Here is a 25,995-nt window from a genome sequence, read left to right as displayed (position 1 = left end):
CACCGGTCCTCGGTCTTCGGTGGAAAGTGGTCTGAAGGTCCGTCAGATCATGTGCAGGCTCTGGTAGATGCGCACCGCAGGGCGGTTCAGCAGGCCCGCCTCGCCGAGGAAGTGGATCAGGTGCGCCGAGCTGGTGCGCATCATCGCCTTGCGGTGCTCGCTGGCCCGCACCTCGGCCAGCGCCCGCTCGACGTTCAGCCCGACGGCGGCGTACACCCGCTTGTTGACCATGCTGGTGAGGATCACGGCGGCAGCCACCGCGGTGCCGAAGGCGCTGTTGTGCCGGCGCACGGGGCCGGCGCCGCGCAGCCGTTCGCGGATCTCCTGGCGGGCGAACTTCATGTGCCGGGACTCCTCGACCACGTGGATCCGCGAGGTGGCCCGGATGATCGGCAGCACCTCCTCGCCGCGCATCCAGTCGCGCTGCATCACGTCCAGCACCTCTTCGGCCACCAGGATCCCGCCGTAGGCGAGTTCGCCGGTGGCCAGGGTCTTGAAGGCGCGCGCGGCCTCGGCGACCGGGCGGGTGGGCCGGTAGTGCGGCACGCCCATCTTCTCGCAGGCCCGGGCGAACATGATCGAGTGCCGGCACTCGTCGGCGATCTCGGTGAGCGCGAACCGGAACTCGGCGTTGCCGTGGTTCTTCAAGTACTGGTCGCGCAGCACCAGTTGCTGGAGGATCATCTCGAACCAGATGCCGGTGCTCATGATCGAGCCGACCTCGTGCCGGGTCAGCACGACCCGCTGGTGCTCCGACATCTCGCGCCAGAGCCGGGTGCCGTAGAGGGTGCTCCACTCCGGGTTGAGGCCGTAGTGCGCCGGGTCGAGCGGGGCCGCCCAGTCCACCTCGACGTTCGGGTCGTAGGAGAGCTGGGCGGCCGAGTCGAGCAGCCGCTGGGAGACGTCCTCGTCGGCCGTCGTGTGTCCGCGTCGGGTCGTCGCCGTTCCGGTGTCCGTCATGCCTCTGCCCTCCGGTGCCCTGACCGCCTTATTGACACAAGTTACAATAAGACCCGGGGCTCGACCAGACCCCTGGACGACCGGGTTCCGCGAGGACTCAACAGGAGCCGGCCGGGCTCAGCAGGAGCTGGGCGCGGGCCGGCCGGCGAACCGGTCCCCCAGGTAGACCGAGACCGCTGTCTCGCGGACCGCCGCCTCCTCCACGTGCTCGCCGAGCAGGTCGCGCACCGACTGCACGGTGGCGCCCTTGGCGCACCAGTCGGAGACCAGCTGGTCGTCCTGGCCGACCGGCACGATCTCGTCGGTGTCCGCGTGGTAGTCGTAGACCGGCACCACCGGCGGCTGCGCCCCGAGGGTGTCCTGCTGGAGCACCGCCGCCACGCTCGGCACGCCGAACGGGTCGGGGACCGTGGTGTCCTCGTTCAGCCGGCGGAACGCGAAACTGCTCAGGATCGCCGACTCGCACTGCCCGCGCAGCCCCGCGAAGTCCTGCTGCCCACGGGGGTTGAGCAGCGAGGTGATGCCGGATCCGGGCCACTCGGTGGCCACGCCGTAGGCGGCGGCGAACTCGAAGCCGGCGAACGAGGTGCCGTCGATGTACTTCGCCACCGCCCTCGGGGCGGCGGGCGTGCCGCCGATCGCCGCGCCGACCAGCGGCACGTCGGGGGCGTAGCCCGGCTGCAGCTGGGCGGCCCAGCCGGTGGCGTTGGCGCCGCCCGAATAGCCGCTCAGCGCCCACGGGTTGGCCTTGCCGATGCCGTCCGCGCCGAAGTCGCGCACGGCCCGGATGCCGTCCAGCACCGCGTGGCCCTCCTGCGGGCCGGCCAGGAAGACCGACTTCGGGCCCTCGTGGTCCGGGATCGCCACCGCCCAGTTGGCGGCCAGCAGTTCGACGCCGAGCGCGGCGTCCTGGTTGTCCTGCCCGCCGGCCAGCAGGTAGGAGGGCGCGCACTGGGTGCCCAGGCTGTCCTCGGGCGACTGCAGCGAGACCACCGGGCGCGCGCCCGCGCCGGTCCAGGCGCGCTTCGGCACCACCAGTGAGGTGACGGCCAGTTCGGGTTGGTCGTTGCTGTCGTTGCTGCGGTAGGAGAGCTGCCAGACGTCGACCGGCATCGGGATCCAGTCGAGGGTCGGGTTCGGCACCGGCCGGGAGGCCACCACCTGGCCGGGCCGGTAGTCGGCGATGTCCGCCGGGGCGGCGTAGAACGGGTCCTGGTCGGGCGGCACCGAGCCGGGCGCGGGCACGGCGGCGCGGGCGGCCGCACCCGCGGTGCCGGCCGGCAGCAGTAGCACGCCGCAGGTGGCGAGCGTGGCCGCGAGCACGGTGGCAGAGCTGAGGGGGCGTCTGGACACGGGTGACCTCCGAGTGGTGGAGAGGCGGGCATTCAGGCGGCGGCGGGCATGCCGCGGGCGCGGACCGGCCGTGCTGACGAACGAGTCACCGACGGGTTGATCACGGTGGCGTCCGTCATGCGGGTGACAGCAGCCAGGCCCGGGCCGGGCCGCACCGCCGGGGGTGTCGCGCTCCGGTACTCGGTGCTACTGTGTACTGGTACTCGGTGCTACGCAGTACTGAGGGGCGAGGAGGACCCGCGATGGACGACCTGACGGAGATGCTGAAGGGCACGCTCGAAGGCTGCGTGCTCGAAATCATCGACCGCGAGGAGACCTACGGGTACGCCATCACCCGCCGGCTGAACGAGCTCGGCTTCGCCGACGTCGTCGAGGGGACGGTGTACACCATCCTGCTGCGACTGGAGCGGAACCGACTCGTGCAGGTGGCGAAGCGACCGTCCGGGGTCGGTCCGCCGCGCAAGTTCTACGCGCTCAACGACGCCGGGCGCGAGGAACTCGCCAGGTTCTGGGCGAAGTGGCAGTACGTCTCAACGCGCATCAACAGCCTCAAGGAGGGCGGGAGATGAACTTCTGGGAACGCATCACCGGCAATGACATCAGCAGGGAGTGGAAGGCGTTCGACACCCGGGCCGCGGCCCTGCCCGCCGACCACCGGGCGGCCTGGGAGCAGATCAAGGGCCACCTGCACCCGCACGCCGACCTCACCGGCCGCAACCTGACCCCGATCCTCGACGCCGCCCTCGGGCTGCTGGAGGAGACGGCGGCGGCCGGGGAGAGCGCCCAGGAGGTGCTCGGCGACGACGTCCAGGGCTTCTGCACGGGGCTGCTGGGCGGCGCCGGGGCCCGCACCTACCGCGACCGGTGGCGCGAGCAGTTGAACAGGAACGTGGCCAGGAAACTGAGCAGGCTGGGAGGCTGACGTGAGCATCCAGGACATCATCGAGGGCAAGAAGCACTGGCGGGCCCACCAGGCCCGGGTCAAGGCGCTCCCGCCGGACTACCGGATCGTCTACCAGGAGATGCAGCGGTACCTGTTCAAGGTCGGCCCGGTCGACCTGGCCGAGGGCCCGCTGCTCCCCGGGATCGTCGACTTCTTCGAGGAGGGCGTCACGACCGGCAAGGGGGTGCTGGAGCTGATCGGCACCGACGTCGCCGCGTTCTGCGACGGCCTGATCAAGGACTCCCCCACCTACGCGGACGCCTACCAGGAGGCCGGCCGAGCCGACCCGGTGGACTGACGCGCTGACGCGCCGTCAGCAGCCGCCTCCCGCACCGCCGCCCCGCCCGGCGCTAGCCTCGTGCTGCGATGCCCGCGCTCGACCTGCTCCCCGACCCGCTCCGCGCCCGACTGCGCCCGCTCGACGCAGCCGAACTGACGCAGTGTCAGCCGATGCTCGCCAAGCCCACCGCCCGGCGCGCCTTCGCCGACGACTGGGTCTTCGAACGCAAGCTCGACGGGATCCGGGTGCTCGCCCTGCGCGAGGGCGGGCGGGTTCGGCTGCGCTCGCGCACCGGCAAACCGCTGGACGCCTCCTACCCCGAGCTCGCCGCCGCGCTGCGCACCCAGCCGGCGCCGGCGTTCGCGGTGGACGGCGAGATCACCGCGATGCGCGGCGACCGCACCGACTTCGGCCTGCTCCAACGGCGGATGGGCCTGACCGAGGTCCGGGCGATCGCCCGCACCGGCGTCCCGGTGGTGCTGCACCTCTTCGACCTGCTCTGGCTGGACGGCCAGGACGTGCGCCCGCTCCCGCTGCGCGCCCGCAAGGCGCTGCTGCGGCGGGCGGTCGAGTTCACCGAGCCGCTGCGCTTCACCCCGCACCGCACCGGCGAGGCCGAGCAGTTGCTGGCCGAGGCCTGCGCCCGGGGCTGGGAGGGCCTGATCGCCAAGCGCGCCGAGAGCCCGTACCGGCCGGGGCGCGGCGACGACTGGCTCAAGCTCAAGTGCCTGAACGCCCAGGAGTTCGTGGTCGGCGGCTTCACCGACCCGGCCGGCGCGAGCCGTTCGGGCTTCGGCGCGCTGCTGGTCGGCTACTACGAGGAGGGCCGGCTGCGGTACGCGGGCAAGGTCGGCACCGGCTTCGACACCCAGACCCTGCACGCCCTGCGCGGCTTCCTGGACGCCACCGGCCGGCCCGACCCGCCGTTCGACCCGGCGCCGCGCGAGCGCGGTGCGCACTGGGTCAGGCCGCTGCTGGTGGTGCAGGTCGGTTTCGGCGAGTGGACTGCGGCCGGCCTGCTCCGCCACCCGCGCTACCTGGGGGTGCGGGACGACCGCCCGCCCACCGAGGTGGTCCGGGAGCAGGGCCGCCCGGGTGACACCGCGTGACCGGCGCGCCCGGGCACCCGTTGCACCGGGCGCCACACCGCTACCCGGAGGTTCCCGTGCGTCGCTTCACCACCCTCGCGCTCTGCGCCACCACCCTGCTGCTGGCCGGGGCCGGCACCGCTTCCGCCACCAACTACCCGGCCCCGAGCAAGCAGGAGCACCTCTACACGATTCCGGTCGGCGCGGTCACCGACCTCGGCGACCTCACCAAGGTCTCCCTGCTCGGCCAGGACTTCGCGCACCTGCTCGGCCAGTAGGGCCAGTAGGGCCAGTAGGGCCGCAGCTCTCCGGGCCGACCAGGCGCTCCAGCACCGGCACCGCCGCCAGCAGCACCGCCTGGTCGGCCGGGTCGAGGGTGGCGATCCGGCGGGCCAGCACCGAGGACCGCTCGCGCCGCACCTGGGCCAGCAACTCCGTGCCGGCCCGGCTCAGTCGCACCAGGCTGGAGCGCCCGTCGCTCGGATCGGCCAGCCGCTCGGCCAGCTCCTGGGCGAGCAGCGGGGCCAGGGTGCGGGTCATGGTCGGCGCGGCGACCTCCTCCAGCACGGCCAACTCGCCTACCCGCACCGGCCCGTGCTGCTCGATCCGGGCCAGCGCGGAGAGCTGCGCGGTGGTCAGCTCGGCCCCCGCCGCGCCCTGGGACAGGCGACGGTAGAGCCGGGCCACCGCGAGCCGCAGCCGGGCCACCTCCCGCGCGTCGAAGCCCTCGCCCGGCACCGGCCCGCTCACCCCTTCCGCTCCGCCCGGCCGCGCGGCAGGCAGCACACCGCCGCCACCAGCGACATCGCGATGGCGAGGCCGAAGACCACCATCAGCCCGTCGTGGAACGGCCCCGCGATCAGGTGCGGGAAGAACTCACGGCCCGTCAGGGTCTGCGCGTTCTGCGCCGGCAGCTGGTTCAGCACCTTGTCGCCGAGCAGCTGGTGCACCGGGTTGTAGCCCAGGAAGGCGGCGAACAGCATGCCCACCGGCGGCACTTGGGAGATCGCGTGGGCGTCGCCGGGCGGCACCTGCTGGGCGGTGAGCCCGGCCTCCAGGGTGTGCGGCAGCGAGCCGGACAGGCCCGCCACCATCAGCGAGAAGAAGATCCCGATCGACAGCACCATCCCCGCGTTCATGAAGGTGGCCCGCATGCCGGAGGCCGCGCCCCGGTCGGCGGCCGGCGCGCTGCCCATGATCAGCGCGGTGTTGGGCGCCGAGAACAGCCCGCCGCCCAGCCCGTTCAGCAGCACCAGCAGCGCGAAGGCCGGGTAGCCGAAGTCGGTGGGCAGCAGGAGCAGTCCGGCGAAGGAGAGCGCCATCACCACCAGCCCGCCGGCCGCGAACAGCCGGGCGCCGAACCGGTCGGAGAGGTAGCCGGCCAGCGGGCCGGCGGCCAGGAAGCCGATGGTCAGCGGCAGCAGGTAGATGCCCGCCCAGAGCGGGGTGTCCGCGTAGTCGTAGCCGTGCTGCGGCAGCCAGATGCCCTGCAGCCAGATGATCAGCATGAACTGGAGGCCGCCGCGGGCCACCGAACCGAGCAGCGTGGCCAGGTTGTTGCCGGTGAAGACGGTGTTGCGGAACAGCCGCAGCGGGAACATCGGCTCGGCGACCTTGGCCTCGATCACGCAGAACACCGCGAGCACCGCCGCACCGCCGAGCAGTCCGGCGAGCACCCAGGGGTTGGTCCAGCCCTGGCTGTGGCCGCCGTAGGGCTGGATGCCGTAGGTGATGCCGGCCAGCAGCGCGGTGAGGCCGACGGCGAAGGTGATGTTGCCCCACCAGTCGATCCGGCCGGGACGCCGGCTGCCGGTCTCCTTCAGCGAGCGGTAGGCCCACAGGGTGCCGACGACGCCGATCGGCACGTTGACCCAGAAGATCGACCGCCAGTTCCACTCGGCCAGCACCCCGCCGAGCACCAGGCCGACGAACGAACCGGCGATCGCCGCGACCATGTTGACGCCCAGTGCCATGCCGCGCCGGCTCGCCGGGAAGGCGTCGGTGATGATCGCCGCCGAGTTGGCCATCAGCATCGCGCCGCCGACCGCCTGCACCACCCGCCAGCCGATCAGCCAGAGCGCCCCGCCACCGCCGTGCAGCGGGTCGAGCGAGAGGATCACCGAGGTGACGGTGAAGACCAGGAAGCCGGCGTTGTAGATCCGCACCCGCCCCCAGATGTCGCCGAGCCGCCCGAGGGTGACCACCAGCACGGCGGTGACCAGCATGTAGCCCATCAGCATCCAGAGCAGGTAGCTGACGTTGCCGGGCTGCAGCGGGTCCAGCCGGATGCCGTTGAAGATCGCCGGCAGCGAGATCAGCACGATCGAGGAGTTGATGGTGGCGATCAGCATGCCGAGCGTGGTGTTCGAGAGCGCGATCCACTTGTAGCGCGGGTGCTCGGCGTCGAGCACCCCGCCGGTTCTGGTCGTCGCGTTGCTGGTGGTCATGCCGCTCCCGGGATGCTTAGCTGACGTCAACTAAGCGAAGAACCTAGGACAGCGCCGACCGCCGGACAAGGTGTGTCCGGTGTCGCGGGGGTGGCGACCCGCCGCCGTCCGGGTGAGCGGTGGCCGCCACCGCCGGGCGGCGTCCGCCCCCGCGCGCGCCCCGGCGGGGAGGCTGGGCGCAGCACCCGAGGACAAGGAGGCTGACGCCATGACGGCGACGAGCGCGAAACTGCTGATCGACGGCTTCGAGCGGGTCCGGGAGGCGGTCGCCGAGACGCTGGCGGGGCTGAGCCAGGAGGAACTCGACTGGCGCGGCGCCGACGGGCACACCAATCCGATCGGCTGGCTGGTCTGGCACCTGACCCGGGTCCAGGACCTCCAGGTCGCGGACCTCGCGGAGCTGCCCGAGGTCTGGCAGGCCCAGGAGTGGCAGGCGCGGTTCGCCCTGCCCTACCCGCCGGACGCCAGCGGCTACGGCGCGAGCAGCGCCCAGGTCGGCGCCTTCTCCGCCCCGGCGGAGCTGCTGGCCGGCTACCACGAGGCGGTGCACCGGCAGAGCGTGGACTACCTGGCCGCCCTGAAGCAGGGCGAGTTCGACCGGATCGTGGACGAGGGGTGGGACCCGCCGGTCACGCTGGCGGTGCGGCTGGTCAGCACCTTGGCGGACGACCTCCAGCACGTCGGCCAGGCCGCGCTGGTGCGCGGCGCCGTGCGGCGGCGCCGGGGCTGAGCGGCCCGGAGCGTGCCGTGCGGGGGCCGGCCTGGCCACTGCCCCCGCACGGCACGGTCGTTCGGCTCACTGACCGCCGAGCGGGAGCAGGTCGCCGGTGCCGGTGGTGGTCGGCTGGTGCTGGTGGTTGCCGAGCAGCGGGTCCAACAGGGTGTGGTTGCCCGCGAGGTTGGGGGTGGTGCCGTCGCCCACCGCATCGGCGGCGTGCGCGCTGGGCGCGGCCAGCGAGGCGGCGAATCCGACGGCGAGCGAGGTGATGGCGAGCATGCTGCGCTTCTTCATACCCGTTCCAACGCGCGAGACGGTCCCGGGTCACGTCCACATCTGCAACACCAAAGCCTCACCAGTTCCGCCGCTGCGCAGCGCAGTCGGAGCGACACCGACCGTCGCTTTCCATGATTCGTTCACACGATCCCCGGCTCACCGCCCGATTCTCGGCGGAACCTGCCTTCACCCTTCGCGTTCGACACTGTTCGATGAGTCACCAGCCACTATCAGTTCGATCGCCATCGCGCCAGAAATCCACACTCACACACGTTTCACAGCAAGGCACTTGGCCTGACCGGGTGAGGTCGGCAGAATCTGTCGGGTTCATGCCGCAGACCGGCAGTTCACGGGGGGTGACGATCTGGTCAGGAGAACCTCACCGTGAAGTTCCGTGCCACCCGTCCGACCGGCGGTCTCGCCCTGGCGACCCGCCCCCAGCCCGCGCAGCACGCCGCACCGGAACCCTTGGTGACGAAGCGCCAGATCGAACTGGTGCGCGCCACGGTGGCCGCCGTGGAACCCTGCGCGGCCGACCTGCCGCGGTTCTTCTACACCCTGCTCTTCGAACGCCACCCACAGGTCCGCGAGCTCTTCCCGATCCGGATGGAAGTCCAGCAGGACCGCCTGCTGCGCGCCCTGCTGATGATCGTGGACCTGGTGGACGACCCGGACAACCTCGCCCGGTTCTGCTCCGACCTCGGCCGCGACCACCGCAAGTTCGGCACGGTGACGGCGCACTACGGCGCGGTGGGCGAGTGCCTGCTGGCCACCCTGGCGCACTTCGCCGGCCCGGCTTGGACCCTGGAGACCGCCGAGGCCTGGACCACCGCCTACAACGTGGCCGCCCAGGCCATGGACCAGGCCGCGATCGAGGACGCCAAGCACCGCCCGGCCGTCTGGCAGGCGCAGATCACCGGCCACCGCCGCCGCGCCCACAACCTGGCCGAGATCACCGTCCAGCCGGACCAGGCCTACCCCTACCGAGGCGGCCAGTTCGTCAGCATGACCACCCCCTGGTGGCCCCGCACCTGGCGCTACTACTCCCCCGCGCACGCGGCCCGCCGGGACAACAGCATCACCTTCCTGGTCCGCGCCGTCACCGGCGGCCGGGTCAGCAACGCCCTGGTCCGGCAGGCCGAGACCGGCGACGTCGTCACCCTCGGCCCACCGCTCGGCGACCTCGCGCTGGACCCGCACTCGCCGCGCCCGGTGGTCTGCGTGGCCGGCGGCACCGGCCTGGCCACCGCCCGGGCGCTGATCGAGCAGGCGGTGCTGGACGGCACCCGCCGCCCGATCGACCTCTACGTGGGCGCCCGCACCCTGGAGGAGCTCTACAGCCTGGACGACCTGCACCAACTGGCCCGCCGGCACGGCTGGCTGGCGGTGCGCGCCACGGTGGCCGACGAGCTCACCACCGGCAGCGGCGCCCAGCTGCTCAACACCATGGCCCAGCACGGCCCGTGGCCCGAGCACGACGCCTACCTGGCCGGCCCCGCCTCGCTCGTGGTGGCCGCCGCCCGGGTGCTGCAGCGCGGCGGCATCCCGCTGGAGCGGCTGCACCACGACCCGTTCGTCTCCCTCGACCAGGTGGACCACTCATGACCAACTCCGCGCTGGGATCCGCCCCGGGCCCCGACCTGACCCCCGAGATGTGCCACGGCTCGGCCGGGGAGCACGAGCTGCAACGGGAGTTGGGCACCGAGGAGCGCGCCGCACAGTTCTACCAGCGCCAGGTCCGGCCCTACCTCACCCAGCAGATGCGGGAGTTCGTGGCCCGGCAGACCATGGTCTTCCTGGCCACCGCGGACGGCCACGGCGCCTGCGACGCCAGCTTCCGGGCCGGCCCGCCCGGCTTCGTCCAGGTGCTGGACGCGCACACCCTGGCCTACCCCGAGTACCGGGGCAACGGCGTGATGGCGAGCGCCGGCAACATCGCCGAGAACCCCCATCTCGGGCTGCTCTTCGTAGACTTCACCGGCGACCGGATCGGGCTGCACATCAACGGCACCGCCCAGCTGCGCCCCGACGCCGCGCTGCGCACCGCCTACCCGGAGCTGCCGCTGGAGACCGCACCCGGCCGCAAGGCCGAGTTCTGGATCCGGCTCTCGGTGGACGAGGCCTACATCCACTGCTCCAAGCACATCCCGCACCTGCAACCGGTCACCCCGGGCACCCGGATGCGCCGCGAACGGCCCAAGGATCCGGACTACTTCACCGGGGCGCCGGTCCCGCAGCCCGCACCGGTCGACCTCACGCCCTTCGAGCCCGCGCCCGCTCCGGTGGAGCCGCAGGCGCCGCAGACCCCGCCGACCCCGTCCTGGGGCCGGCGGCCCGCCGAGGCCGCCCGGCACAGCTGGCGGCGGGTGCGGCGGCGCGAGGTCTGACCACGCTCACAGCCCCGGCAGCGCCTCCTGGGCCACCTCGCGCCGGCGCACCGGCTCGACCGACTCGCGGCAGCCGGGCCCGTAGCGCAGCATCCGCGACTCGGGGTCGTGCAGCGGCCGGCCGCAGCCCCGGCAGGTGACCTGGGGCAGCAGCCGCTCGGGCAGCTCGACGAGTGGATCGGTCATGGGGGCGAGCGTACCCGCCCGCCCCCGTGGACCGCCTTCCTGGACCGCAGCCCGACCGCGGCCCGAGCACGGCCCGACGGCGGGTCAGCCCGCGGTGGCCGCCGCGAAGCGGGTGCTGACGTCCTGCCAGTTGACGACGTCCCACAGGCGGGTCACGTAGTCGGGGCGGACGTTGCGGTACTGCAGGTAGTAGGCGTGCTCCCAGGCGTCGAAGGCGAGCAGCGGGGTGCTGCCCTGGCCGACGTTGCCGTGGTGGTCGTAGACCTGCTCGACGATCAGGCGCTTGCCGAGCGGCTCCCAGGAGAGGATGCCCCAGCCGGAGCCCTGGACGCCGACGGTGGCGGCGGTGAGCTGCTTGCGGAAGGCGTCGAAGGAGCCGAAGTGCTCGGTGACGGCGTCGGCCAGCGCGCCGTCGGGCCGGTCGCCGCCCTCCGGGGAGAGGTTCTGCCAGAAGAGCGAGTGCAGCACGTGGCCGGAGAGGTGGAAGGCGAGGGTCTTCTGCAGGCCGACGAGACCGCCGAACTGCTCCTTGTCGCGGGCCTCGGCCAGCTGCTCCAGGGTGTCGTTGGCCCCCTTCACGTAGGCGGCGTGGTGCTTGGAGTGGTGCAGTTCCAGGATCTCCGCCGACATCGCGCGCTCCAGCGCGGAGTAGTCGTACGGCAGGTCAGGCAGCGTGTAGGCGCCCATGGGCTCCCTTTCCAGGCGTGTTCCGGCGTGTTCCGGGTCGGTGATCTTGCCGGAGCCACACTATTGCGAAAGAGTTGCAATAACCAGTTCCTTGCTGGAGCATGGTGGCGGCGGGTCGGCCCGCGCCAGACCTGGACTCGCACTTCCCCGCGTGGGCACCAGAGCTTCCGGACTGACGATCGTCTTCCCAACCGGCGACCGCCGGGACACGGGCCGACCCCCGCCACCCCTCGGGCTCGCTCAGGCCGTCAGGAGTTCCTGATCCGAGCGAGTCTGACCCTCCGTCACACCGCACAACGGCAGGCCCGGCAGCAGCGCGAGGGTGGCCAGCACGTACGCGTTGGCGCCGAGCAGCCCGCCCACCCCGTGCGCGCCGAACCGCCAGAGCCAGACCAGTCCGCTGGTCAGCAGCACGCAGATCCCGGCGGCGGCCCAGAGCAGCCGGCGCCGCCGGACCGGATCCGCCGCCGACCAGCCCGCGTCCACCAGCACCAGCAGCGCGGGCAGCATCCAGACCAGGTGGTGCACCCAGGTGATCGGGCTGACCAGGCAACAGGTCAGCCCCGTGAGCGCGAAACCGCCGCGCTCGTCGCCGCCGTCCGCCGCCCGCCGCGCGCGCCGCGCCCACAGGGCCAGCACCGGCAGCACCAGCAGCAGCCAGAGCGGCCGGGCCGCGCCCTCCGGAACCAGCCGGGCCGACAAGCCCAGCAGCGACTGGTTGGAGACGTACGGCACCGAACCGATCCGGCCGGTGTCCCACAGCGCCGCCGTCCAGAAGTACCGGGACTGGCCCGGCATCGCGAGGAACCCGACCAGCGTCGCCCCCAGCGCGGTGCCCGCGGCGGTCAGCGCCTCCCGCCGACGCCCCGTCAGCAGCAGGTAGCCGACGAAGAGTCCGGGCGTCAGCTTGACCGCGGTGGCCAGGCCGATCCCGACCCCGGCGAACCGGCTGCCGCGCCGCAGACTCCGCAGGTCGGCGAAGACCAGGGCCAGCAGCAGCAGGTTGACCTGCCCGAGACTGAAGGTGTCCCGCACCGGGTTGAGCACCGCGAACAGGCAGCCCGCCAGCCCGACCCCGTACCAGCCGCTCCACCCCCGCCGGCGCAGGACCGGAACGACCAGCCAGTGCAGCAGCGCCGCGCCGGCCAGCAGGCTGAGCGCCAGGTTCAGCACGACCGCCGCGGGCCAGCCGAGCACCGCCAGCGGCGCCATGCAGACGGCGGCGAACGGCGGGTAGGTGAAGCCGTAGTTCGTGCCGGTCCGCTGGTAGTCGTAGATCCGGCCGCCGTGCTGCCAGAGCCGGACCGCCTCCCAGTAGATCCGCACGTCGAACCAGCCGTGCCCCGGGATCACCGTCAGGAACACGGCACTGAGCCCGACCGCCGCGAGCAGCACGACGATCCGCGCCGGGGTGCCGTGCGGCCTCACGCCGCGCCCGCCTGCGCCTGTCGCCGCCGCACCGGTCGGAACCACATCCCCGCCAGTACGGTCAGCGCGCCGAGCACCCCGCCGCCCACCGCGAGCAGCACCGCCTGCGGCCCCGGAGTGAACCCGTCCGGCGCCACGATCAGCGCGAGCAGCCCGCAGACCAGCGGAGCCCAGCGCCGCACCCGCCCGTCCGCCGGCGCGGCCGCCGCGATCAGCACCCCGCCCCAGAGCGCGTACCAGGGCCGGATGGCCGGCCCGAGCGCCACCACAGCCACCAGCGCCAGCCCGACGGCGTAGACCGCGCCGATCTTCCGCCGCCGCACCCGCCCCACCAGCAGCAGCACCGAGGCCACCGCCGCCGCCAGCCCCAACCAGCGCCAGGCCACCACCGCCAGCCCGCCGAGCCCCGCCCGGTACGGCGCGAAGAAGGCGGCCAGCAGCCAGCCGCAGGCCCTGCCGAGCAGGCTGGTGAGCGACCAACTGCCCGCCGACACCGGCACGGCCAGCGCGTGCACCCAGCCGTAGCCGACGCCGGTGAGCGCGGTGACGGCGGCCGTGGTCGCGACGGCCGTGGCGGCGACGGCCAGCGCCGCGGCGGCCGTCGCGGCCCGCCCCAGACCCGTCCGGCCGCGCAGCCGCTCCCCCCAGAGCAGCGCCACGGCGGCCAGGCCGAGCGCGGCCGGCAGCTTGACCAGGGCGGCCAGGGTGACCAGCACGGCCGCCCAGAACGGCCGGCGGCGCAGCAGCAATCCGGTGACCAGCAGCGCGAGCAGCAGCGCGTCGTTGTGCGCGCCGGCCACCAGGTGGAACAGCACCAGCGGGTTGAGCAGCCCCAGCCAGAGCGCCGCCGGCGCCGGCACCCCGCAGGCCCGGGCCAGCCGGGGCAGCACCACCGCGAGCAGCCCCAGCCCCGCCAGCGCGACCAGCCGCAGCAGCAGCACGCCGGCGCTCAGCGCGTGCCCGGCCAGGTGCGCGACGGCGTCCGCGAGCAGCAGGAAGACCGGCCCGTAGGGCGCCGGGGTGTGCTGCCACAGCCCCGGCACCTGGGCGTCGAACGGGCCGCCGAGCACGGCCGGCCCGTGGGTGTAGGCGTTGATCCCGGCCCCGACCAGCGCGCCCTGGGCGAGGTAGCTGTAGACGTCCCGGCTGAACAGCGGCGGCCCGAGCACCAGCGGCGCGGCCCAGCAGAACAGGGTGCGCAGCAGCCAGCGCGGGCTCGGCGGTGCGGCCCCCCGCACCGCCCGGCCGAGCAGCAGCCAGGCGGCGATCAGCAGCACCATGCCGAACCAGGCCAGGAAGATCCCCGGTCGGGTCGGCGCGTGCGGGCGCCCCAGCGGCACCGCTCCCGCGCCCAGCCCGCCGAGCGCGAGCACCAGCGAGCCGACCAGCCCCAGGTGCCGGCACCGGCGCGCGCTCGCCCCCCAGTTCGGCATGCCGCGAACCCTGCTGCCCCGAGCTGACCGCCAGGCGACGCCGCGTCAACCAGCGCATGACGTGCGCACGGCGCCCTTGCTGCCGCCGAACCGGAACGGGCAAACTGGACAAGGTGTCGGTGCTGTCCTCCTGGAAGGCGGGCGGCGCGCCGTCGCGCACGCGCCCCGCCGGAAAGCCACGGCCACCATGCACCCCCGTTCCACCACCCTGGCCGCCGTCCTCGCGGCCGGATCTGCCATCACCCTGGCCGCCTGCGGCAGCAGCGGCTCCGGCTCCGCCGCCCACACCACCCCGACGGTCACGGTGACCGCGACGGCGACGGCGACGGCCACGGCCACGCCTTCACCAACGCCTTCACCGACGCCGACGGTGACACCTGGGGGGACGCCCACCGTCACGGCGACCCCCACCCCGGCACCCACGGTGACCGTCACGACACCCGGCGGCAACCCCCAACTGACCAACGCCGTAGCCGTGGTCACCCAGTACTACCAGGACGTCACCAACCACGACTACGCCGCCGCCTGGGCCCTCGGCGGCGACAACATCGCCGGCGAGAGCTACCAGCAGTACGTCGCCGGCTTCGCCACCACCGCGAGCATCAGTCTGGGCACCGTGAGCGCCTTCGGCTCCAACCAGGTGCAGGCGGTGCTCTACGCCACCCAGACGGACGGCTCGGTCAAGGTCTACCAGGGCACCTACACCGTGCAGAACGGCGTGCTGGTGGCGGCGTCGATCCAGCAGACCGGCTGACGGCAAGGCAGGCCGACCGGTCGTCGGATCACGCCCCGTCACTCCGCACCGGGACAGCCGACCCCACCTCCCGTCCCACTCCCGGTACGGGTGGCGTCGCAACGGTCGAACGAGGACGGAGCGATGAACGGGTACCCGGAAGGTGACTGGCTTCCTACACTCGGCCACGGGAGCGAGCGGCCCGACGGGCCGCCCGGTGGTGAGGGGGGCCATGGGGACGGGCAAGGACGAGACGCGTTTCACGGCCGGCGGGGGCGCCTTCGCCCTGCTCGGGCCCTTGCGGGTGGTCGACGGCGGCGGGGAGGTGCTGCAGGTCGCCGCCGGGCGGCAGCGCGAGCTGCTGGCCGCGCTGCTGCTGCGGGCCAACCAGATCGTGCCCGCCGAGGAGTTGACGGAACTGCTGTGGCCGGGCGGCGGCGAGCGGGTCCGGACCACGCTGCGCAGCTACGTGATGCGGCTGCGGCGCAGCCTGGGCGGGCTCGGCGGCCGGCTGGAGACGGTCGCGCCCGGCTACCGCCTGACGGTGGACGGGGCGGTGACGCTGGACCTCGGCGACTTCCTCGGCCGCTGCCGGGCCGGTCGCCGGGCGGCGCGCCAGGGCGACTGGCCGAGCGCGCACGCCCAGTTGGAGGCAGCGCTCGCGCTCTGGCGGGACGAGCCGCTGCTGGACGTCCCCTGCGAGCCGCTGCGCGAGCGCGAGTTGCCCGCGCTGGCCGAGGCCCGGCGACAGGCCCGCGAACTGCGCTGCGAGGCGCTGGTGGAGTGCGGCCGGCCCGCGGACGCGGTCGCCGAACTGCGGGAACTGATCCGCGAGGAGGCGCTGAGCGAGCACGCCTACGCGGTGCTGATGCAGGCGCTGGCGCGGCTCGATCGACGCGCCGAAGCGCTGGACGTCTTCCGAGAGTTGCGTGCCGTGCTGCGCGACGAGCTGGGCGTCGAGCCGGGGAGCACGCTGCAGCGGCTGCACCGCGAGCTCCTCTCGGCGCAGGACGCCCGGCGCGGGCCGACCGGTCCTCCTGGCGGCCTGTCAACCACTGTTCAGGTGCCGAAAACTACTCCACGCGTGCCTACCGCTCCGGCCAGGACGCTGCCCTCCGGGAACACCTTCTTCACCGGCCGCGAGGCCGAACTGGAGCGGATGCTCGACCTGTTCGCCCCGGAGCGGGGCAGCGGGCCGACGGGCGCCGCGGCGCAGCCGGTGCTGGTGGTGGTCTCCGGAATGGGCGGCACCGGCAAGACCTCGCTGGCGGTGCAGGTGGCCCGGCTGACCCAGGGCCGGTTCCCGGGCGGCCAGGTGTACTTGAACCTGCGCGGCTCCGCCGGGGCCGGGGACCCGGAGCGCGCCGTCGGCCCGGACGCACACCTCGGGGCGCTGCTGCACCGGCTGGGCTGCACCGCCGCCGAGGTGCCCGGCGATCCGTCCGACCGGCTGGAGCTGCTGCGCACCCGGCTGGCGGAGCAGCGGATCCTGCTGATCCTGGACGACGTCCGCGACGCCGCCCAACTCCGCTCGATCCTCCCGGCCTTGGCCTGTTCGGTGATCGTGACCAGCCGCAAGCACCTGGCCGGACTGCCGGGCGCCGCCCACGTGGCGCTCGACGGGATGGACCGTGCCGCCTCGCGGCGGCTGCTCGCCCGGCTGGTCGGTGCGCCGCGGCTGGCTGCGGAGGACGAGGCGACCGAGGAGCTGATGGAGCTCTGCGCGGACCTGCCGCTGGCCCTGCGGCTGGCCGGCGCCCGACTGGCCACCCGGCCGCGCTGGGCGGTCGCCGACCTGTGCGGGAGCATCCGCTCCGCCCGTTCCCGGCTCGACCAGCTCAGTTTCGGCGACGAGAGCGTGCGCGCGGCCTTCGAGGTCGCCTACCTGCGGCTGGGGCGGGCGGAGCTGCGGCAGCTGTTCTGCCTGGTCGGACTCGCCGCCGGGGCCGAGCTCGGTCTCCCGGCGGTGGCTGCGCTCACCGGGCGCGACCCGGCCGAGCCGGAGGGCGATCTGGAGTTCCTGGTGGACGTCTGCCTGTTGCAGTCCTCGGCGCCGGCCCGCTACGGCGCGCACGACCTGCTGCGCGACTACGCGGCCGAGCGCTCCGAGACCGACCTGCCCGCCGAGGAGCGCACCGCCGCGCTGGTCCGGCTGCTCAGTTGGTACGCGCAGGCGGCGATCAGCGTCACCGAGGTGCTGCGGCCCACGCGCGTGGTCGGGATGGTGGCCCTGGACCAGGTGCCCGACGGGCTGCCCGCCGGGCCGCAGTTCGCCGAGGTGACCGAGGCGGTGGCCTGGATGCAGACCGAACTGCCCAACGTCCGGGCGGCGATCCGGCTGGGCGCGGCGAGCACCGAGCCCCGGTTGCAGCGGCTCTGCTGGCAACTCGCCCGGGCGATCGCGGTGTTCCTGATGATCCAGCGCGAGACCGCGACCATGATCGAGCTGCTGACCGTCGGCGCGGACGCGGCCGCCCGGCTCGGCGACCTGGAGGCCGAGGCGCTGCAGCGCGCCGACGTGGCGATCGCGCTGCTGCAGTCGGGCGCGTTCGAGCAGGCCGTCGAGGTGCTGGAGCGCTGCGTCGAGGTGCAGCTCGCGCTGGGCCGGCCGGCGAACGCGGACAGCGCGCGGGCCAATCTGGGCATCGCCTTCGCCGAGTTGGGCCGACTGGACGCGGCGGCCGCGCAGTTCGAGCTGGTGCTGGCCTACCGCGAGGAGAGCGGCGCGCTCGGCGGCCAGTTCGAGGTCTGGTCCAACCTCGCCCGGCTGCGGCTGATGGCCGGTGATCTGGACGCCTCGCTCGCCGCGTGCGAGGGTGCCGAGGCCGTCGCCGCCCTCGCCGACGGCGTGATCCCGAACTGGGAGGCGTACCTGCACGTGAAGGCGACCTGTCTCCAGGCGGCCGGGAAGCCGGCGCAGGCGGCGGAGGCGGCGGAGGAGTCCGCGCGGCTGCGCCGCGAGCAGGGCGACCGCCAGGGACTGGCACAACTGCTGAGGCTGCACGGGGAGTTGCTCACGGAACTCGGCCATCCGCGGGCGACCGCCGTACTGACAGAGGCCGCGGCAGTGGAACGCGAGCTCATGGCACCGGTCGGCTGAACCGCGCCGCGGCCGCCCGCTCCCGCCGCCGCTCGGCGCGGCCCCGCCGCCAACCGCGCACCAGCAGGGCGAGCAGCAGCAGTTCCGCGCCGCCCTCGAAGACCAGCATCGCCAGACCGTCGACCACCTGGGCCGGCTGCCCCGAGGCGACCTCCCCCGCGCCCCGGGCCAGCAGGGTGACCGCGATCGGCAGCGCGTAACCGAGCGCCGCGGCGATCAGCGCCACGGCCCCGCCGAGCAGGAACACGGTGTAGAGCCGCACCGGACGCCGCTCGTGCGCGGGCAGCGCCAGGACCGGGTCCGGGCGGCCCGCGTACCCGGCCACCCGGCGGTCCAGCCGGCACAGCAGCCGGCTGCGCGCGGCCAGGTGGCGGGCATGCTCCAGGGCGTCGCCGTAGAGGTTGCGGCAGCGCAGCAGCTCCTGCACCACCAGATAGCCATCGGTGCGCACACAGAAAAGGAACTGCCCTGCTATGGCGGACAGTTGCATCAGCAGCGCCGAGCCCGCCAGCTCCGCCGGCAGGGTGCCCGGCCGGGTCTGGGCCAGCACCGTGGCGCTGCCGGCCGCCAGCACCAGGTCGCAGCCCGCGCCGGCCAGGTGGAACCGCAGCCGGGTGCGGCGGTCGGCGAGCCAGAGCAAGGGCGCCGAGGTCTGCGGGGTGACCATCACCAGGCGGGTGCCGAGACTCAGCCGCGCGGGCACCTGCGCCGCCCGGGCGGCCGCCAGGTGGCAGAACTCGTGCAGCACGACGCCGGCCACCAGCACCGCGGTGTTCCAGGCGGTGCTCAATCCGGCCGAGTGGACGCTGAAGTAACCCTGGTAGCCGAGCCGGAACCGGTGCAACAGGGCCAGCCGGACGAACGCCGCCAGGACGAACGCCGCCGCACCGGTCAACGCCACCGGGTGGAAGAGCAGCCGGGCCCAGGAGGGCCGCAGCCACGGCAGGCTCGATCCGGCGTCCGCTTCCTGGTGCTCGTCCGGGTCCAGGTCACCCGCGGTGGCGACCTGGACGACGAAATCCAGGGTGACCAGCGTGGCGACGAAGTCCGGCACGTCCGGGCGGACGCCGTGCTCCTGCTCGGCCCGGGCGGCGGCCTCGGCCAGGGTCGCACCGTCGGTCAGCGCCCGCAGGACGGTCACCGCGATCCCCGGCAGGTCCACCGCCTGGCCGGTCTCCGGGCAGCCGACGGTCCAGACGTCGCTCCCGTGGCGGTAGTGCAGGCGGCGCAGCCGCACCCGGGCGTCGGGGCCCGGCTGCCGGCCACTGGTCGTCGCCGTGGTCATCGGACCGGGACGTCCAGCAGGGCGCCACAGCCGGCGGGGCAGTCGGCCAGCGGTTTCCCCTCGAAGACGTGGTGGTAGCCGAGGTCGAGCAGGTTGGCGTGGATCTCCCGGCCGGCCGCCTGCACCGGCATGCCGAGCAGCAGGCGGATGCCCTCCAGGGCCAGTTGGTTCGCGGTGATCTGGGCGGAGGCCGCGATCACCGGGTGGTGGGCCGCCCCGGCCAGCTCCGGGATCCGTTCGCCGCGTTCGCGCTTCTGCTCCCGCTGCGGGCCGCTGAGGCAGCGGTAGCAGCAGGTCCGGCCGGGAATCATGGTGGCCATGGTGACCAGCGCTCCGGCGTATCCGGCGGTCAGCCAGGGCTTGCCCGCCGCGAAACAGGCGTCGTTGATCCAGTCGCGCACCTCGGCCGGGCTGTCCGCGCAGGACAGCACCAGGTCGGCGCCGCGAAGGGCGTGCGCCACGTCGGCCGCAGCGGTGATCCGAGTCCGCTCGGTACTGACGACCAGTCGGGAGTCCAGCGCGCGCAGCCGCTCCGCCACGACCTCGGTCTTCGGCCGGCCGAGGTCCGCCTCGGCGAAGAGCAGCTGGCGGTTCAGGTTGGTGAGCTCCACGGTGTCGAAGTCGAGCAGGTGCAACCGGCCGACCCCGGTCGCCGCCAGGCTGACCGCGGCGGCCGAGCCGACCCCGCCGAGGCCGAGCACCGTGACCGAGGCGCGGCGCAGGCCGGCGAGCAGTTCGTAGTGGTTCGCCCGGGGCGTCTCGTCGATCCCGATGAGGAAGTCCAGGGTGCGGGTGTGCCGGGCCACGTCCGCCGGGTCCAGCTCGGGCGGCGGTGTCGTCGCCGCGTCGAGCAACCAGCCGTGCGCCTCCAACAGGTCGAGGATCTGCTGGACCTGGTCCTGGGTCGCCCCGTGCTCGGCCGCCATCCGGGCGGCGATCTCGGCGACCGGGTGGCGGCCGTCGAGCAGTCGGCAGAGCGGCCAGACCAGGCCGGAGGAGTCGGTCAGCGCGGAGGCCAGCCCGTAGAGCCACGGGCCGATCAGGATCGTCCCGTCCGGCCGCCGGGTGGGCAGGTGCCCGGGCTTGAGCATGGGCAGGTGCATGGGTGTCGGTTTCCTCTCCACGCCGGTGGTCGGGACGCGCCCTCCCGGACGGCGCCCCCGAGCGCCGTCCGGGAGGAGCCGGAAGCTCCGGCCGGCAGTCTTACTGGAGCGCCAGCAGGTAGCTCGGCTGGCCCGTCGCCTCGACCTTGTCCAGCTTGCGGACCTCGATCTTGACCTCGGCGACCTTCGCCACCACGGTCTTCGCGGCCTTCTCGTTCTTCTTGTTCTCCATGTCCCCGCCCTCTCTCGTTCTGTCGGTTCGCCCGGCGCCTCGGCCGGACACGGGAACCATCCGCCACGGCCGTGGCAGCCGCGTGGCACCGGCGTGGCACGCGCCGGTCCGGGGAAAACGGAACTGGTGGTGCGTCAGCCGGACGAAGCTGACGCACCACCAGTTCGGGTGCGGGCTCTAACTGCGGGCCGCCCGGGCCAGGGCGGCCACGTGTGCGACGGTGGGAGCGACCAGGATCGTCGGCAACTTGTCCATGAAGACCGCCTCCTGACTGGACGTCAGGAGTTCGCGGCAGACCGCGGCGAGCATGCCGAGCAGGGAGACGGAGTCCCCGCCGAGGTGGTGGAAGTCGGACTGGGGGTCGAGGCGGGAGCCGTCGGTGCCCAGGGTGCGGGCCCAGATGTCGGCGACGGCCTGCTCGGTCGGGTCCATGGGGGCCGGCGCATCAGTGGCTGCGGCGTGGGGGTCGGGCAGGGCCTTGGTGTCGATCTTGCCACTCACCGTGTACGGCAGTTCGGTGAGCGTCGTGATGGCGGCGGGGACCATGTACGGGGGCAGCACCGCCGCCAGGTGGGCGGTCAACTCCTCGGGTCTGACGGCCGAGTTGGTCAGCGCGTAGCCGTACAGGGCCTTGCCCGGCTGCCCGGCCCGGGGGCGGGCGACCACCACGGCCCGGTCGACGGCCGGGTGCTCCTCCAGGGCCTGGGCGACCTCGGCCGGTTCGACCCGGTGGCCGCGGACCTTGACCTGGTCGTCGATCCGTCCGACGCACTCGATCTCGCCCGAGGGCAGCAGCCGGGCCAGGTCGCCGGTGCGGTAGACGCGCGTGCCGTCGGCGAGGTGGACGAAGCGTTCGCGGTCGAGGTCGGGTCGGCCGAGGTAGCCGCGGGCGAGCTGGGCGCCGCCCAGGTACATCTCGCCGGTCTCGCCGGGCGCGACGAACCGGCCGTCCGCGTCGAGCAGGTGGACGGTGGTGTTGTCCGCGGGCAGGCCGATCGGCACCACGGCGAGTTCGCCGTCGCGGGCGGGGTCGAAGGTGTGGGCGGTGCAGCCGATGGTGGCCTCGGTCGGGCCGTACTCGTTGATGATCCGGCAGTCGGGGCCGAACATCCGCTGGGCCCGGGCGGCGACCTCCACCCGCAGCTGCTCGCCGATCACGATCACCGTGCGGTAGCCGGTGGGTGACAGGTCGAGCTGGCCGATCAGGTCGAGGTGGGAGGGGGTCAGGTTGAGCGCGTTGGCGCCGGAGTCCGCCAGGAGCCGGCGCAGCGAGAGGTGGGTGGGGTCGTCCGGCATCAGGATCACCCGGCCGCCGGCGAGCAGCGGCAGGTAGACGGAGGTGCCCGTGACGTCGAAGGAGGGCGAGGTCAGCAGCGGCAGGCGGGTGTCCGCGTCCACGTCGAAGGCGCGGGTGCCCCAGTGCACGTAGTTGGCCAGGTTGCGGTGCTCGATCTGCACGCCCTTCGGCCGCCCGGTGGAGCCGGAGGTGTAGATGACGTAGGCCAGGTCCTCGGGGGCGGGCACGACGTCCTGCCAGTCCTCGGGCGCGGCCGCGTCCGCGAGCTCGTCCAGCAGCAGCGGCTTGCAGCCCGAGCGGACGCACTCGCGGGTGTCGTAGGGCTGCTCGACCAGGCAGTAGGTGCAGTCGGCGTCGGTCAGCAGGTCGGTGATCCGGGCGTCCGGGTGCCGGGTGTCCAGCGGGAGGTAGCAGGCGCCGGCCCGCAGCACGCCCCACACCGCGGCGATCGAGGCGACCGTGCGGCCGGCGAGCAGCCCGACCACGTCGCCGGGGCCGACGCCCCGCTCGCGCAGGGCTGCGGCGACGGCGTCGGCGCGGCGGCTCAACTGCGCGTAGCTGACGTCCCCTTCGGGACCGCTGAGCGCGATCCGCTCGGGCGTGCGCTCGACCTGCTCGCGGAAGAGCTCGACCACCGAGCGGGTGTCGGGCAGCGGGCGCGCGGTGCGGTTCCCGGCCCACTGCCGGTGCTCGCGCGGGGAGAGCGCCTCCTCGATGGTGTCCAGCACGGCGTCGGCCCGCTCCGCCTTCCCGGGGCCGTCGTGCCAGGCCACGGTGACCTCGGTGCGGCCCGGGCGCTCCAGCAGGTTGACCTCCAGCGGGCTGCCGGGGCCGGTGGTGCCCAGCGGGTAGACCGCAGTCGCCCGGAACTCGCCGGCCTCGAAGTCGGCCAGGTCGACGGCGCCCTGGTGGGAGAGGTAGGCGAGGCTGTTGTAGCGGTCCTTCCTGGCCGCGAGGAGGTCGATCCCGGCATTGACCAGGCGCAGCACCGGCAGCGGCGTGCGCAGGATCGAGTCGGGGAACTGCGGGGCGAGTTCGGCGTCGGCGGCGAGCAGGCTGAGCAGTCGGCGCTGCGCCTGCTGCCAGCCGTCGCCGGGCTCGACGGCCAGCTGGACGGCGCGGGCCAGCGAGGCCGTGGAGCGCAGCTCGGGGCGGTGCCGGCGCAGGTCGACGGGGACGAAGAACCGCCCGCGCCCCTCACCGTGGGTCCGGGCCAGCGCGGCGGCCACCTTGGCCGTCGCCGCCGGGTGGCGGCCGTCGACGGTGCGGCGGCGCCAGAGCACGCCGGAGGAGCCCGGGGAGCGGCGGCCGAGCAGCGGCGGCCACTCCAGCCCCGGGTTGGGCTGGGCCGGCGGCAGACCGCCCGGCCGGTCGAGGCCGCGGACCAGCTCGTCGTCGTTGAGCCGGGAGTCGGCGCCCAGCGGCTCCTCGCCGCGCAGCACCCGGAACACGTCCGCGGCCCAGAGCAGCAGGCCGCGCCCGTCGGTGATGCCGTGGAAGGCGCGGAACACCACGGTGGAGCGCGGTCCGGGCGCCAGCAGCACCTCGCAGGCCTGGCGGCGCGGGTCCAACGGGCGTTGCAGGGCGGGCGCGCCGAGCAGCCCGCCGGTGGTGTCGAGCACCTCGACGGCCGGTGCCGTGCCGGAGTCCACCCATTGCCTGCCGCGCCGCACCAGCCGCATCCCGGGGGAGGCCTGCGCGGCGGCCGCCACCGCGCGGGTCAGCTGATCGACCGTCAGGCTGCCGTCGCCCTCGACCACGTGGGCCACGCAGTGGCCCGCTCCGATGGCCAGGAACACCCATTCCATGGGCGAGACGGCACGGGTGTGGGGTTGAGTACTCACAACGGATCACATTCCTTCGGGGGCGTCGCCTCGCTCGACTCCCCCGGAGGCTATGACCTCCTCCCCGGCCCGGACACCCCCCTGGTCACCCCTACCGCCGCTCCGGCGTTGAGCCCCTCAGGCGTTGAGCCGCTCAGGCGTTGAGCCGCTCAGGCGTTGAGGTAGGCGAGGACGGCCAGCACGCGCCGGTTGCTGTCGCTGTCCGGGGGCAGCATCAGCTTGACGAAGATGTTCGAGATGTGTTTGGCCGCCGCGCCCTCGGTGATGAACAGGCGTTGCGCGATGGCCGTGTTGGAGCAGCCCTCGGCCATCAGCTCCAGCACGCCGCGCTCCCGGGCGGTGAGCGCGCCGAGCGGCTCGTCGCGGGCGTGGCTCACCATCAGTTGCGAGACCACGGCGGGGTCCATGGCGGTGCCGCCGGCGGCGACCCGGCGGATCGCGTCGATGAACTGGTCGTTGTCGAAGACGCTGTCCTTGAGCAGGTAGCCGATGCCGCCGGTGCCGTCGGCGAGCAGCTCCCTGGCGTACATCTGCTCGACGTGCTGGGAGAGCACCAGGATCGGCAGTCGGGGGATCTCCCGCCGGGCCTGCAGGGCGGCCTTGAGGCCTTCGGTGGTGAAGGTCGGCGGCAGCCGGACGTCGACGATCAGGATGTCGGGGCGGTGGGCGGCGGCGGCAGCGAGCAGGTCGGGGCCGTTGTCGACGGCCGCCACGGTCTCGAAGCCGTAGGCGTCCAGGAGTTGGATCAGCCCCTGCCTCAGGAGGAAGAGGTCTTCGGCGAGGACAACACGCACGGTATCTCCATCTTGATCGCGGTCGGACCGCCCAGCGGGCTGGTGACGTCGAGGGTTCCGTCGAAGGTGGCCAGCCGCCGGCGGATGCCGTGCAGCCCGGTGCCCTTGGTGGGGTCGGCGCCGCCGCGGCCGTCGTCCAGGACCCAGGCGTGCAGCACGGCGCCGTCGTGCCAGGCGCTGACCTCGACGTGCTCGGCGTCGGCGTACTTGAGGGCGTTGGTCAGCAGCTCGGAGACCGCGAAGTAGAGGGCGGACTCCAGCGGCGGCGCCACCTCGCCGGGGATGTTGACCACCACCTCGACCTGGAGCGGGCTGGCCAGGCCGAGGGCGCGCAGCGCGTCGGCCAGGCCGCGTTCGGCCAGCACCGGGGGGTGGATGCCGCGCACCAGGTCGCGCAGCTCGCGCAGCGCCGAGACGGAGGAGCTGCGGGCGTCGAGCAGCAGTCGGCGGGCCTCGTCCGGGTTGTTGCCGAGCTGGCGTTCGAGCGCCCCGAGGGTCATGCCGAGGCTGACCAGCCTGGCCTGGGCGCCGTCGTGCAGGTCGCGTTCGATCCGGCGCAGTTCGGCGGCGGCGGCGTCCAGCGCGCCGGTGCGGGTCTCGGCCAGGTGCTGGACCCGGACGGTGAGCTGGGACCGCTCGGTGGGGCCGAGCAGCAGGCGGGTGAAGTGGGCGTGCGCGGTGAGGAAGACCGGGCTGTAGCGGACCCAGACCAGGAAGAGCGCCGCGGCCGCCAGCGCGCCCAGGGCGGCGGTGGGTTGGCTCTGGATCGGGACGAAGAAGTACTCGCGCCCGGTGCCGCGCGCCCGCAGGATCGGCCGCCACAGGCCGCCGGCCAGCGCGAGCCCCTCCAGCACGTAGTAGAGCACCGCGGCGGGCAGGAAGCCGATCATGCCGACGACCGAGTTGAGCAGCAGCCAGAGCAGGTCGCGCCAGGTGGCCGGGTCGGTGAGGATCCACTTGCAGCGGCGGATCCAGCCGACGATGTCCTTCTCGACCTCCGTGGGTTCCGGCCGGTAGGGCACGGGCACCTGGACGCCGGCGCGGGCGGCCGCGCGCCGGTTGGCGTTGCACAGCCAGCGGACCCACCTGGTGACGATCGGCAGCATCAAAGCGCCGATGCCGATCACGAAGAGGATCACGAAGTAGGCGGTGACCAGGAAGAGGCAGACGGAGAGCATGGCGCCCAGCGCGATCAGCACCCCGACCACCAGGTCGGCGCCGGAGCGCCGCAGGTGGGCGGGGAACTCGTGCAGGGCGCCCCGGATGTTCACCGGGACTCGCACGGGCCGGCGCACGGGGCTGGGGACTGGGCCACTGCCGCGTCGGCGGCGGGTCGGCGGGTGGAGTACACCTGTGCCACGTTACTAAAGCTCCACGGAGTGTCAGGAACTGATGGACCGGCAGTTGGCCGAAAACCGCTG

General features: G+C 73.6%; 25 protein-coding genes. 10 read left to right on the top strand and 15 right to left on the bottom strand.

The genetic code is table 11. The features are described from left to right. Positions 1-42 precede the first annotated feature (42 nt). Positions 43-960, bottom strand: a complete 918-nt coding sequence (locus FHX73_RS26665; RefSeq protein WP_145907840.1) for an AurF N-oxygenase family protein — start codon at positions 958-960, stop codon at positions 43-45. Between the two features lie 117 nt (positions 961-1,077). Continuing rightward, a complete protein-coding gene (locus tag FHX73_RS26660) occupies positions 1,078-2,313 on the bottom strand; it encodes a lipase family protein (RefSeq protein WP_145907838.1) in 1,236 nt (411 codons plus the stop codon). Positions 2,314-2,555: 242 nt separating this feature from the next. Here FHX73_RS26660 and FHX73_RS26655 point away from each other — a divergent pair, with 242 nt between their 5' ends. The 5 genes from FHX73_RS26655 (at position 2,556) to FHX73_RS26635 (ending at position 4,902) form a co-directional block, all read left to right on the top strand. Continuing rightward, positions 2,556-2,882 carry a PadR family transcriptional regulator gene (locus FHX73_RS26655; protein WP_145907836.1) on the top strand — a complete coding sequence of 109 codons (327 nt, stop codon included), beginning with the start codon at positions 2,556-2,558 and terminating at the stop codon, positions 2,880-2,882. After that, positions 2,879-3,235 carry a DUF1048 domain-containing protein gene (locus FHX73_RS26650; RefSeq protein WP_145907834.1) on the top strand — a complete coding sequence of 119 codons (357 nt, stop codon included), beginning with the start codon at positions 2,879-2,881 and terminating at the stop codon, positions 3,233-3,235. The genes FHX73_RS26655 and FHX73_RS26650 overlap by 4 nt, the downstream gene beginning before the upstream one ends. A gap of 1 nt (position 3,236) precedes the next feature. Beyond that, complete coding sequence (locus tag FHX73_RS26645) at positions 3,237-3,554, top strand: DUF1048 domain-containing protein (RefSeq protein ID WP_145907832.1); 318 nt, start codon at positions 3,237-3,239, stop codon at positions 3,552-3,554. Positions 3,555-3,622: 68 nt separating this feature from the next. After that, entirely contained in the window at positions 3,623-4,645 is a 1,023-nt protein-coding gene (ligD, locus tag FHX73_RS26640; protein ID WP_145907829.1) for a non-homologous end-joining DNA ligase, read from the top strand. 56 nt (positions 4,646-4,701) lie between these two features. Further along, positions 4,702-4,902, top strand: a complete 201-nt coding sequence (locus FHX73_RS26635) for a hypothetical protein (protein WP_145907827.1) — start codon at positions 4,702-4,704, stop codon at positions 4,900-4,902. Here FHX73_RS26635 and FHX73_RS46450 read toward each other — a convergent pair. Together FHX73_RS46450 and FHX73_RS46445 are read right to left on the bottom strand one after the other, a co-directional pair. Further along, positions 4,850-5,374 (bottom strand): MarR family winged helix-turn-helix transcriptional regulator, encoded by a 525-nt coding sequence (locus FHX73_RS46450; protein WP_246213736.1) that lies wholly within the window; start codon positions 5,372-5,374, stop codon positions 4,850-4,852. The two genes, FHX73_RS26635 and FHX73_RS46450, sit on opposite strands and share 53 nt — an antisense overlap. Further along, entirely contained in the window at positions 5,371-7,071 is a 1,701-nt protein-coding gene (locus FHX73_RS46445; protein WP_246213735.1) for an MFS transporter, read from the bottom strand. The genes FHX73_RS46450 and FHX73_RS46445 overlap by 4 nt, the downstream gene beginning before the upstream one ends. Before the next feature lie 208 nt (positions 7,072-7,279). Between FHX73_RS46445 and FHX73_RS26620 the strand changes: the two genes are divergently transcribed. Beyond that, a complete protein-coding gene (locus FHX73_RS26620; protein WP_145907825.1) occupies positions 7,280-7,801 on the top strand; it encodes a mycothiol transferase in 522 nt (173 codons plus the stop codon). Positions 7,802-7,867: 66 nt separating this feature from the next. Here FHX73_RS26620 and FHX73_RS26615 read toward each other — a convergent pair whose 3' ends face one another. Next, positions 7,868-8,083 (bottom strand): hypothetical protein, encoded by a 216-nt coding sequence (locus FHX73_RS26615; RefSeq protein ID WP_145907823.1) that lies wholly within the window; start codon positions 8,081-8,083, stop codon positions 7,868-7,870. Positions 8,084-8,449: 366 nt separating this feature from the next. Between FHX73_RS26615 and FHX73_RS26610 the strand changes: the two genes are divergently transcribed. Beyond that, on the top strand, positions 8,450-9,670 hold the full coding sequence (locus FHX73_RS26610; protein WP_145907822.1) for a globin domain-containing protein: 1,221 nt from the start codon (positions 8,450-8,452) through the stop codon (positions 9,668-9,670). Continuing rightward, entirely contained in the window at positions 9,667-10,452 is a 786-nt protein-coding gene (locus tag FHX73_RS26605; protein WP_342795322.1) for a pyridoxamine 5'-phosphate oxidase family protein, read from the top strand. Before FHX73_RS26610 ends, FHX73_RS26605 begins: the two co-directional genes overlap by 4 nt. A gap of 6 nt (positions 10,453-10,458) precedes the next feature. On the opposite strand, the gene FHX73_RS26600 is transcribed toward FHX73_RS26605, so the two are convergent. The 4 genes from FHX73_RS26600 to mptB form a co-directional block, all read right to left on the bottom strand. Next, on the bottom strand, positions 10,459-10,638 hold the full coding sequence (locus FHX73_RS26600; protein ID WP_145907820.1) for a DUF6011 domain-containing protein: 180 nt from the start codon (positions 10,636-10,638) through the stop codon (positions 10,459-10,461). Between the two features lie 84 nt (positions 10,639-10,722). Continuing rightward, positions 10,723-11,325 (bottom strand): superoxide dismutase, encoded by a 603-nt coding sequence (locus tag FHX73_RS26595; protein ID WP_145907818.1) that lies wholly within the window; start codon positions 11,323-11,325, stop codon positions 10,723-10,725. 240 nt (positions 11,326-11,565) lie between these two features. Continuing rightward, positions 11,566-12,753, bottom strand: coding sequence for a glycosyltransferase 87 family protein (locus FHX73_RS26590; RefSeq protein ID WP_145907816.1), 1,188 nt, complete (start codon positions 12,751-12,753; stop codon positions 11,566-11,568). After that, positions 12,750-14,186 (bottom strand): polyprenol phosphomannose-dependent alpha 1,6 mannosyltransferase MptB, encoded by a 1,437-nt coding sequence (mptB, locus tag FHX73_RS44920; protein WP_170305034.1) that lies wholly within the window; start codon positions 14,184-14,186, stop codon positions 12,750-12,752. Before mptB ends, FHX73_RS26590 begins: the two co-directional genes overlap by 4 nt. A gap of 187 nt (positions 14,187-14,373) precedes the next feature. On the opposite strand from mptB, the gene FHX73_RS44915 reads away from it, so the two are divergent. Together FHX73_RS44915 and FHX73_RS26575 are read left to right on the top strand one after the other, a co-directional pair. Further along, positions 14,374-14,940: a hypothetical protein gene (locus FHX73_RS44915; protein ID WP_170305033.1), complete on the top strand. Its 567-nt coding sequence runs from the start codon at positions 14,374-14,376 to the stop codon at positions 14,938-14,940. 211 nt (positions 14,941-15,151) lie between these two features. Beyond that, the gene (locus FHX73_RS26575; RefSeq protein ID WP_145907815.1) at positions 15,152-18,019 is read left to right on the top strand and encodes an AfsR/SARP family transcriptional regulator; all 2,868 of its coding nucleotides are present in this window, start codon (positions 15,152-15,154) and stop codon (positions 18,017-18,019) included. On the opposite strand, the gene FHX73_RS26570 is transcribed toward FHX73_RS26575, so the two are convergent. The 6 genes from FHX73_RS26570 to FHX73_RS26550 form a co-directional block, all read right to left on the bottom strand. Then, positions 18,000-19,304 carry a hypothetical protein gene (locus FHX73_RS26570; RefSeq protein ID WP_145907814.1) on the bottom strand — a complete coding sequence of 435 codons (1,305 nt, stop codon included), beginning with the start codon at positions 19,302-19,304 and terminating at the stop codon, positions 18,000-18,002. The genes FHX73_RS26575 and FHX73_RS26570 overlap by 20 nt on opposite strands. After that, positions 19,301-20,407, bottom strand: a complete 1,107-nt coding sequence (locus tag FHX73_RS26565) for a ThiF family adenylyltransferase (protein WP_145907812.1) — start codon at positions 20,405-20,407, stop codon at positions 19,301-19,303. The genes FHX73_RS26570 and FHX73_RS26565 overlap by 4 nt, the downstream gene beginning before the upstream one ends. A 100-nt stretch (positions 20,408-20,507) precedes the next feature. Next, complete coding sequence (locus FHX73_RS47320; protein ID WP_281292706.1) at positions 20,508-20,639, bottom strand: hypothetical protein; 132 nt, start codon at positions 20,637-20,639, stop codon at positions 20,508-20,510. A gap of 177 nt (positions 20,640-20,816) precedes the next feature. Continuing rightward, entirely contained in the window at positions 20,817-23,744 is a 2,928-nt protein-coding gene (locus FHX73_RS26560; protein ID WP_145907810.1) for a non-ribosomal peptide synthetase, read from the bottom strand. 185 nt (positions 23,745-23,929) lie between these two features. Further along, positions 23,930-24,574: a response regulator gene (locus FHX73_RS26555; protein WP_145907808.1), complete on the bottom strand. Its 645-nt coding sequence runs from the start codon at positions 24,572-24,574 to the stop codon at positions 23,930-23,932. Continuing rightward, entirely contained in the window at positions 24,538-25,845 is a 1,308-nt protein-coding gene (locus FHX73_RS26550; RefSeq protein ID WP_425461425.1) for a sensor histidine kinase, read from the bottom strand. The genes FHX73_RS26555 and FHX73_RS26550 overlap by 37 nt, the downstream gene beginning before the upstream one ends. Positions 25,846-25,995 lie beyond the last annotated feature (150 nt).

Origin of the sequence: Kitasatospora viridis (assembly GCF_007829815.1) — a bacterium.
Taxonomy (GTDB): domain Bacteria; phylum Actinomycetota; class Actinomycetes; order Streptomycetales; family Streptomycetaceae; genus Kitasatospora; species Kitasatospora viridis.
This window is presented reverse-complemented; position numbering and strand designations above follow the sequence as displayed.

Bases quoted from the DNA above. Each gene is read 5' to 3' on its own strand.
- FHX73_RS26570 (WP_145907814.1), bottom strand. From the start codon at position 19,304: ATGACCACGGCGACGACCAGTGGCCGGCAGCCGGGCCCCGACGCCCGG.
- FHX73_RS26655 (WP_145907836.1), top strand. From the start codon at position 2,556: ATGGACGACCTGACGGAGATGCTGAAGGGCACGCTCGAAGGCTGCGTG.
- FHX73_RS47320 (WP_281292706.1), bottom strand. From the start codon at position 20,639: ATGGAGAACAAGAAGAACGAGAAGGCCGCGAAGACCGTGGTGGCGAAG.
- FHX73_RS44915 (WP_170305033.1), top strand. From the start codon at position 14,374: ATGCACCCCCGTTCCACCACCCTGGCCGCCGTCCTCGCGGCCGGATCT.
- FHX73_RS26620 (WP_145907825.1), top strand. From the start codon at position 7,280: ATGACGGCGACGAGCGCGAAACTGCTGATCGACGGCTTCGAGCGGGTC.
- FHX73_RS26575 (WP_145907815.1), top strand. From the start codon at position 15,152: ATGGGGACGGGCAAGGACGAGACGCGTTTCACGGCCGGCGGGGGCGCC.
- FHX73_RS26605 (WP_342795322.1), top strand. From the start codon at position 9,667: ATGACCAACTCCGCGCTGGGATCCGCCCCGGGCCCCGACCTGACCCCC.
- FHX73_RS26595 (WP_145907818.1), bottom strand. From the start codon at position 11,325: ATGGGCGCCTACACGCTGCCTGACCTGCCGTACGACTACTCCGCGCTG.
- FHX73_RS26650 (WP_145907834.1), top strand. From the start codon at position 2,879: ATGAACTTCTGGGAACGCATCACCGGCAATGACATCAGCAGGGAGTGG.
- FHX73_RS26665 (WP_145907840.1), bottom strand. From the start codon at position 960: ATGACGGACACCGGAACGGCGACGACCCGACGCGGACACACGACGGCC.
- FHX73_RS26615 (WP_145907823.1), bottom strand. From the start codon at position 8,083: ATGAAGAAGCGCAGCATGCTCGCCATCACCTCGCTCGCCGTCGGATTC.
- ligD (WP_145907829.1), top strand. From the start codon at position 3,623: ATGCCCGCGCTCGACCTGCTCCCCGACCCGCTCCGCGCCCGACTGCGC.
- FHX73_RS46445 (WP_246213735.1), bottom strand. From the start codon at position 7,071: ATGACCACCAGCAACGCGACGACCAGAACCGGCGGGGTGCTCGACGCC.
- FHX73_RS26565 (WP_145907812.1), bottom strand. From the start codon at position 20,407: ATGCACCTGCCCATGCTCAAGCCCGGGCACCTGCCCACCCGGCGGCCG.
- mptB (WP_170305034.1), bottom strand. From the start codon at position 14,186: ATGCCGAACTGGGGGGCGAGCGCGCGCCGGTGCCGGCACCTGGGGCTG.
- FHX73_RS26560 (WP_145907810.1), bottom strand. From the start codon at position 23,744: ATGGAATGGGTGTTCCTGGCCATCGGAGCGGGCCACTGCGTGGCCCAC.
- FHX73_RS26600 (WP_145907820.1), bottom strand. From the start codon at position 10,638: ATGACCGATCCACTCGTCGAGCTGCCCGAGCGGCTGCTGCCCCAGGTC.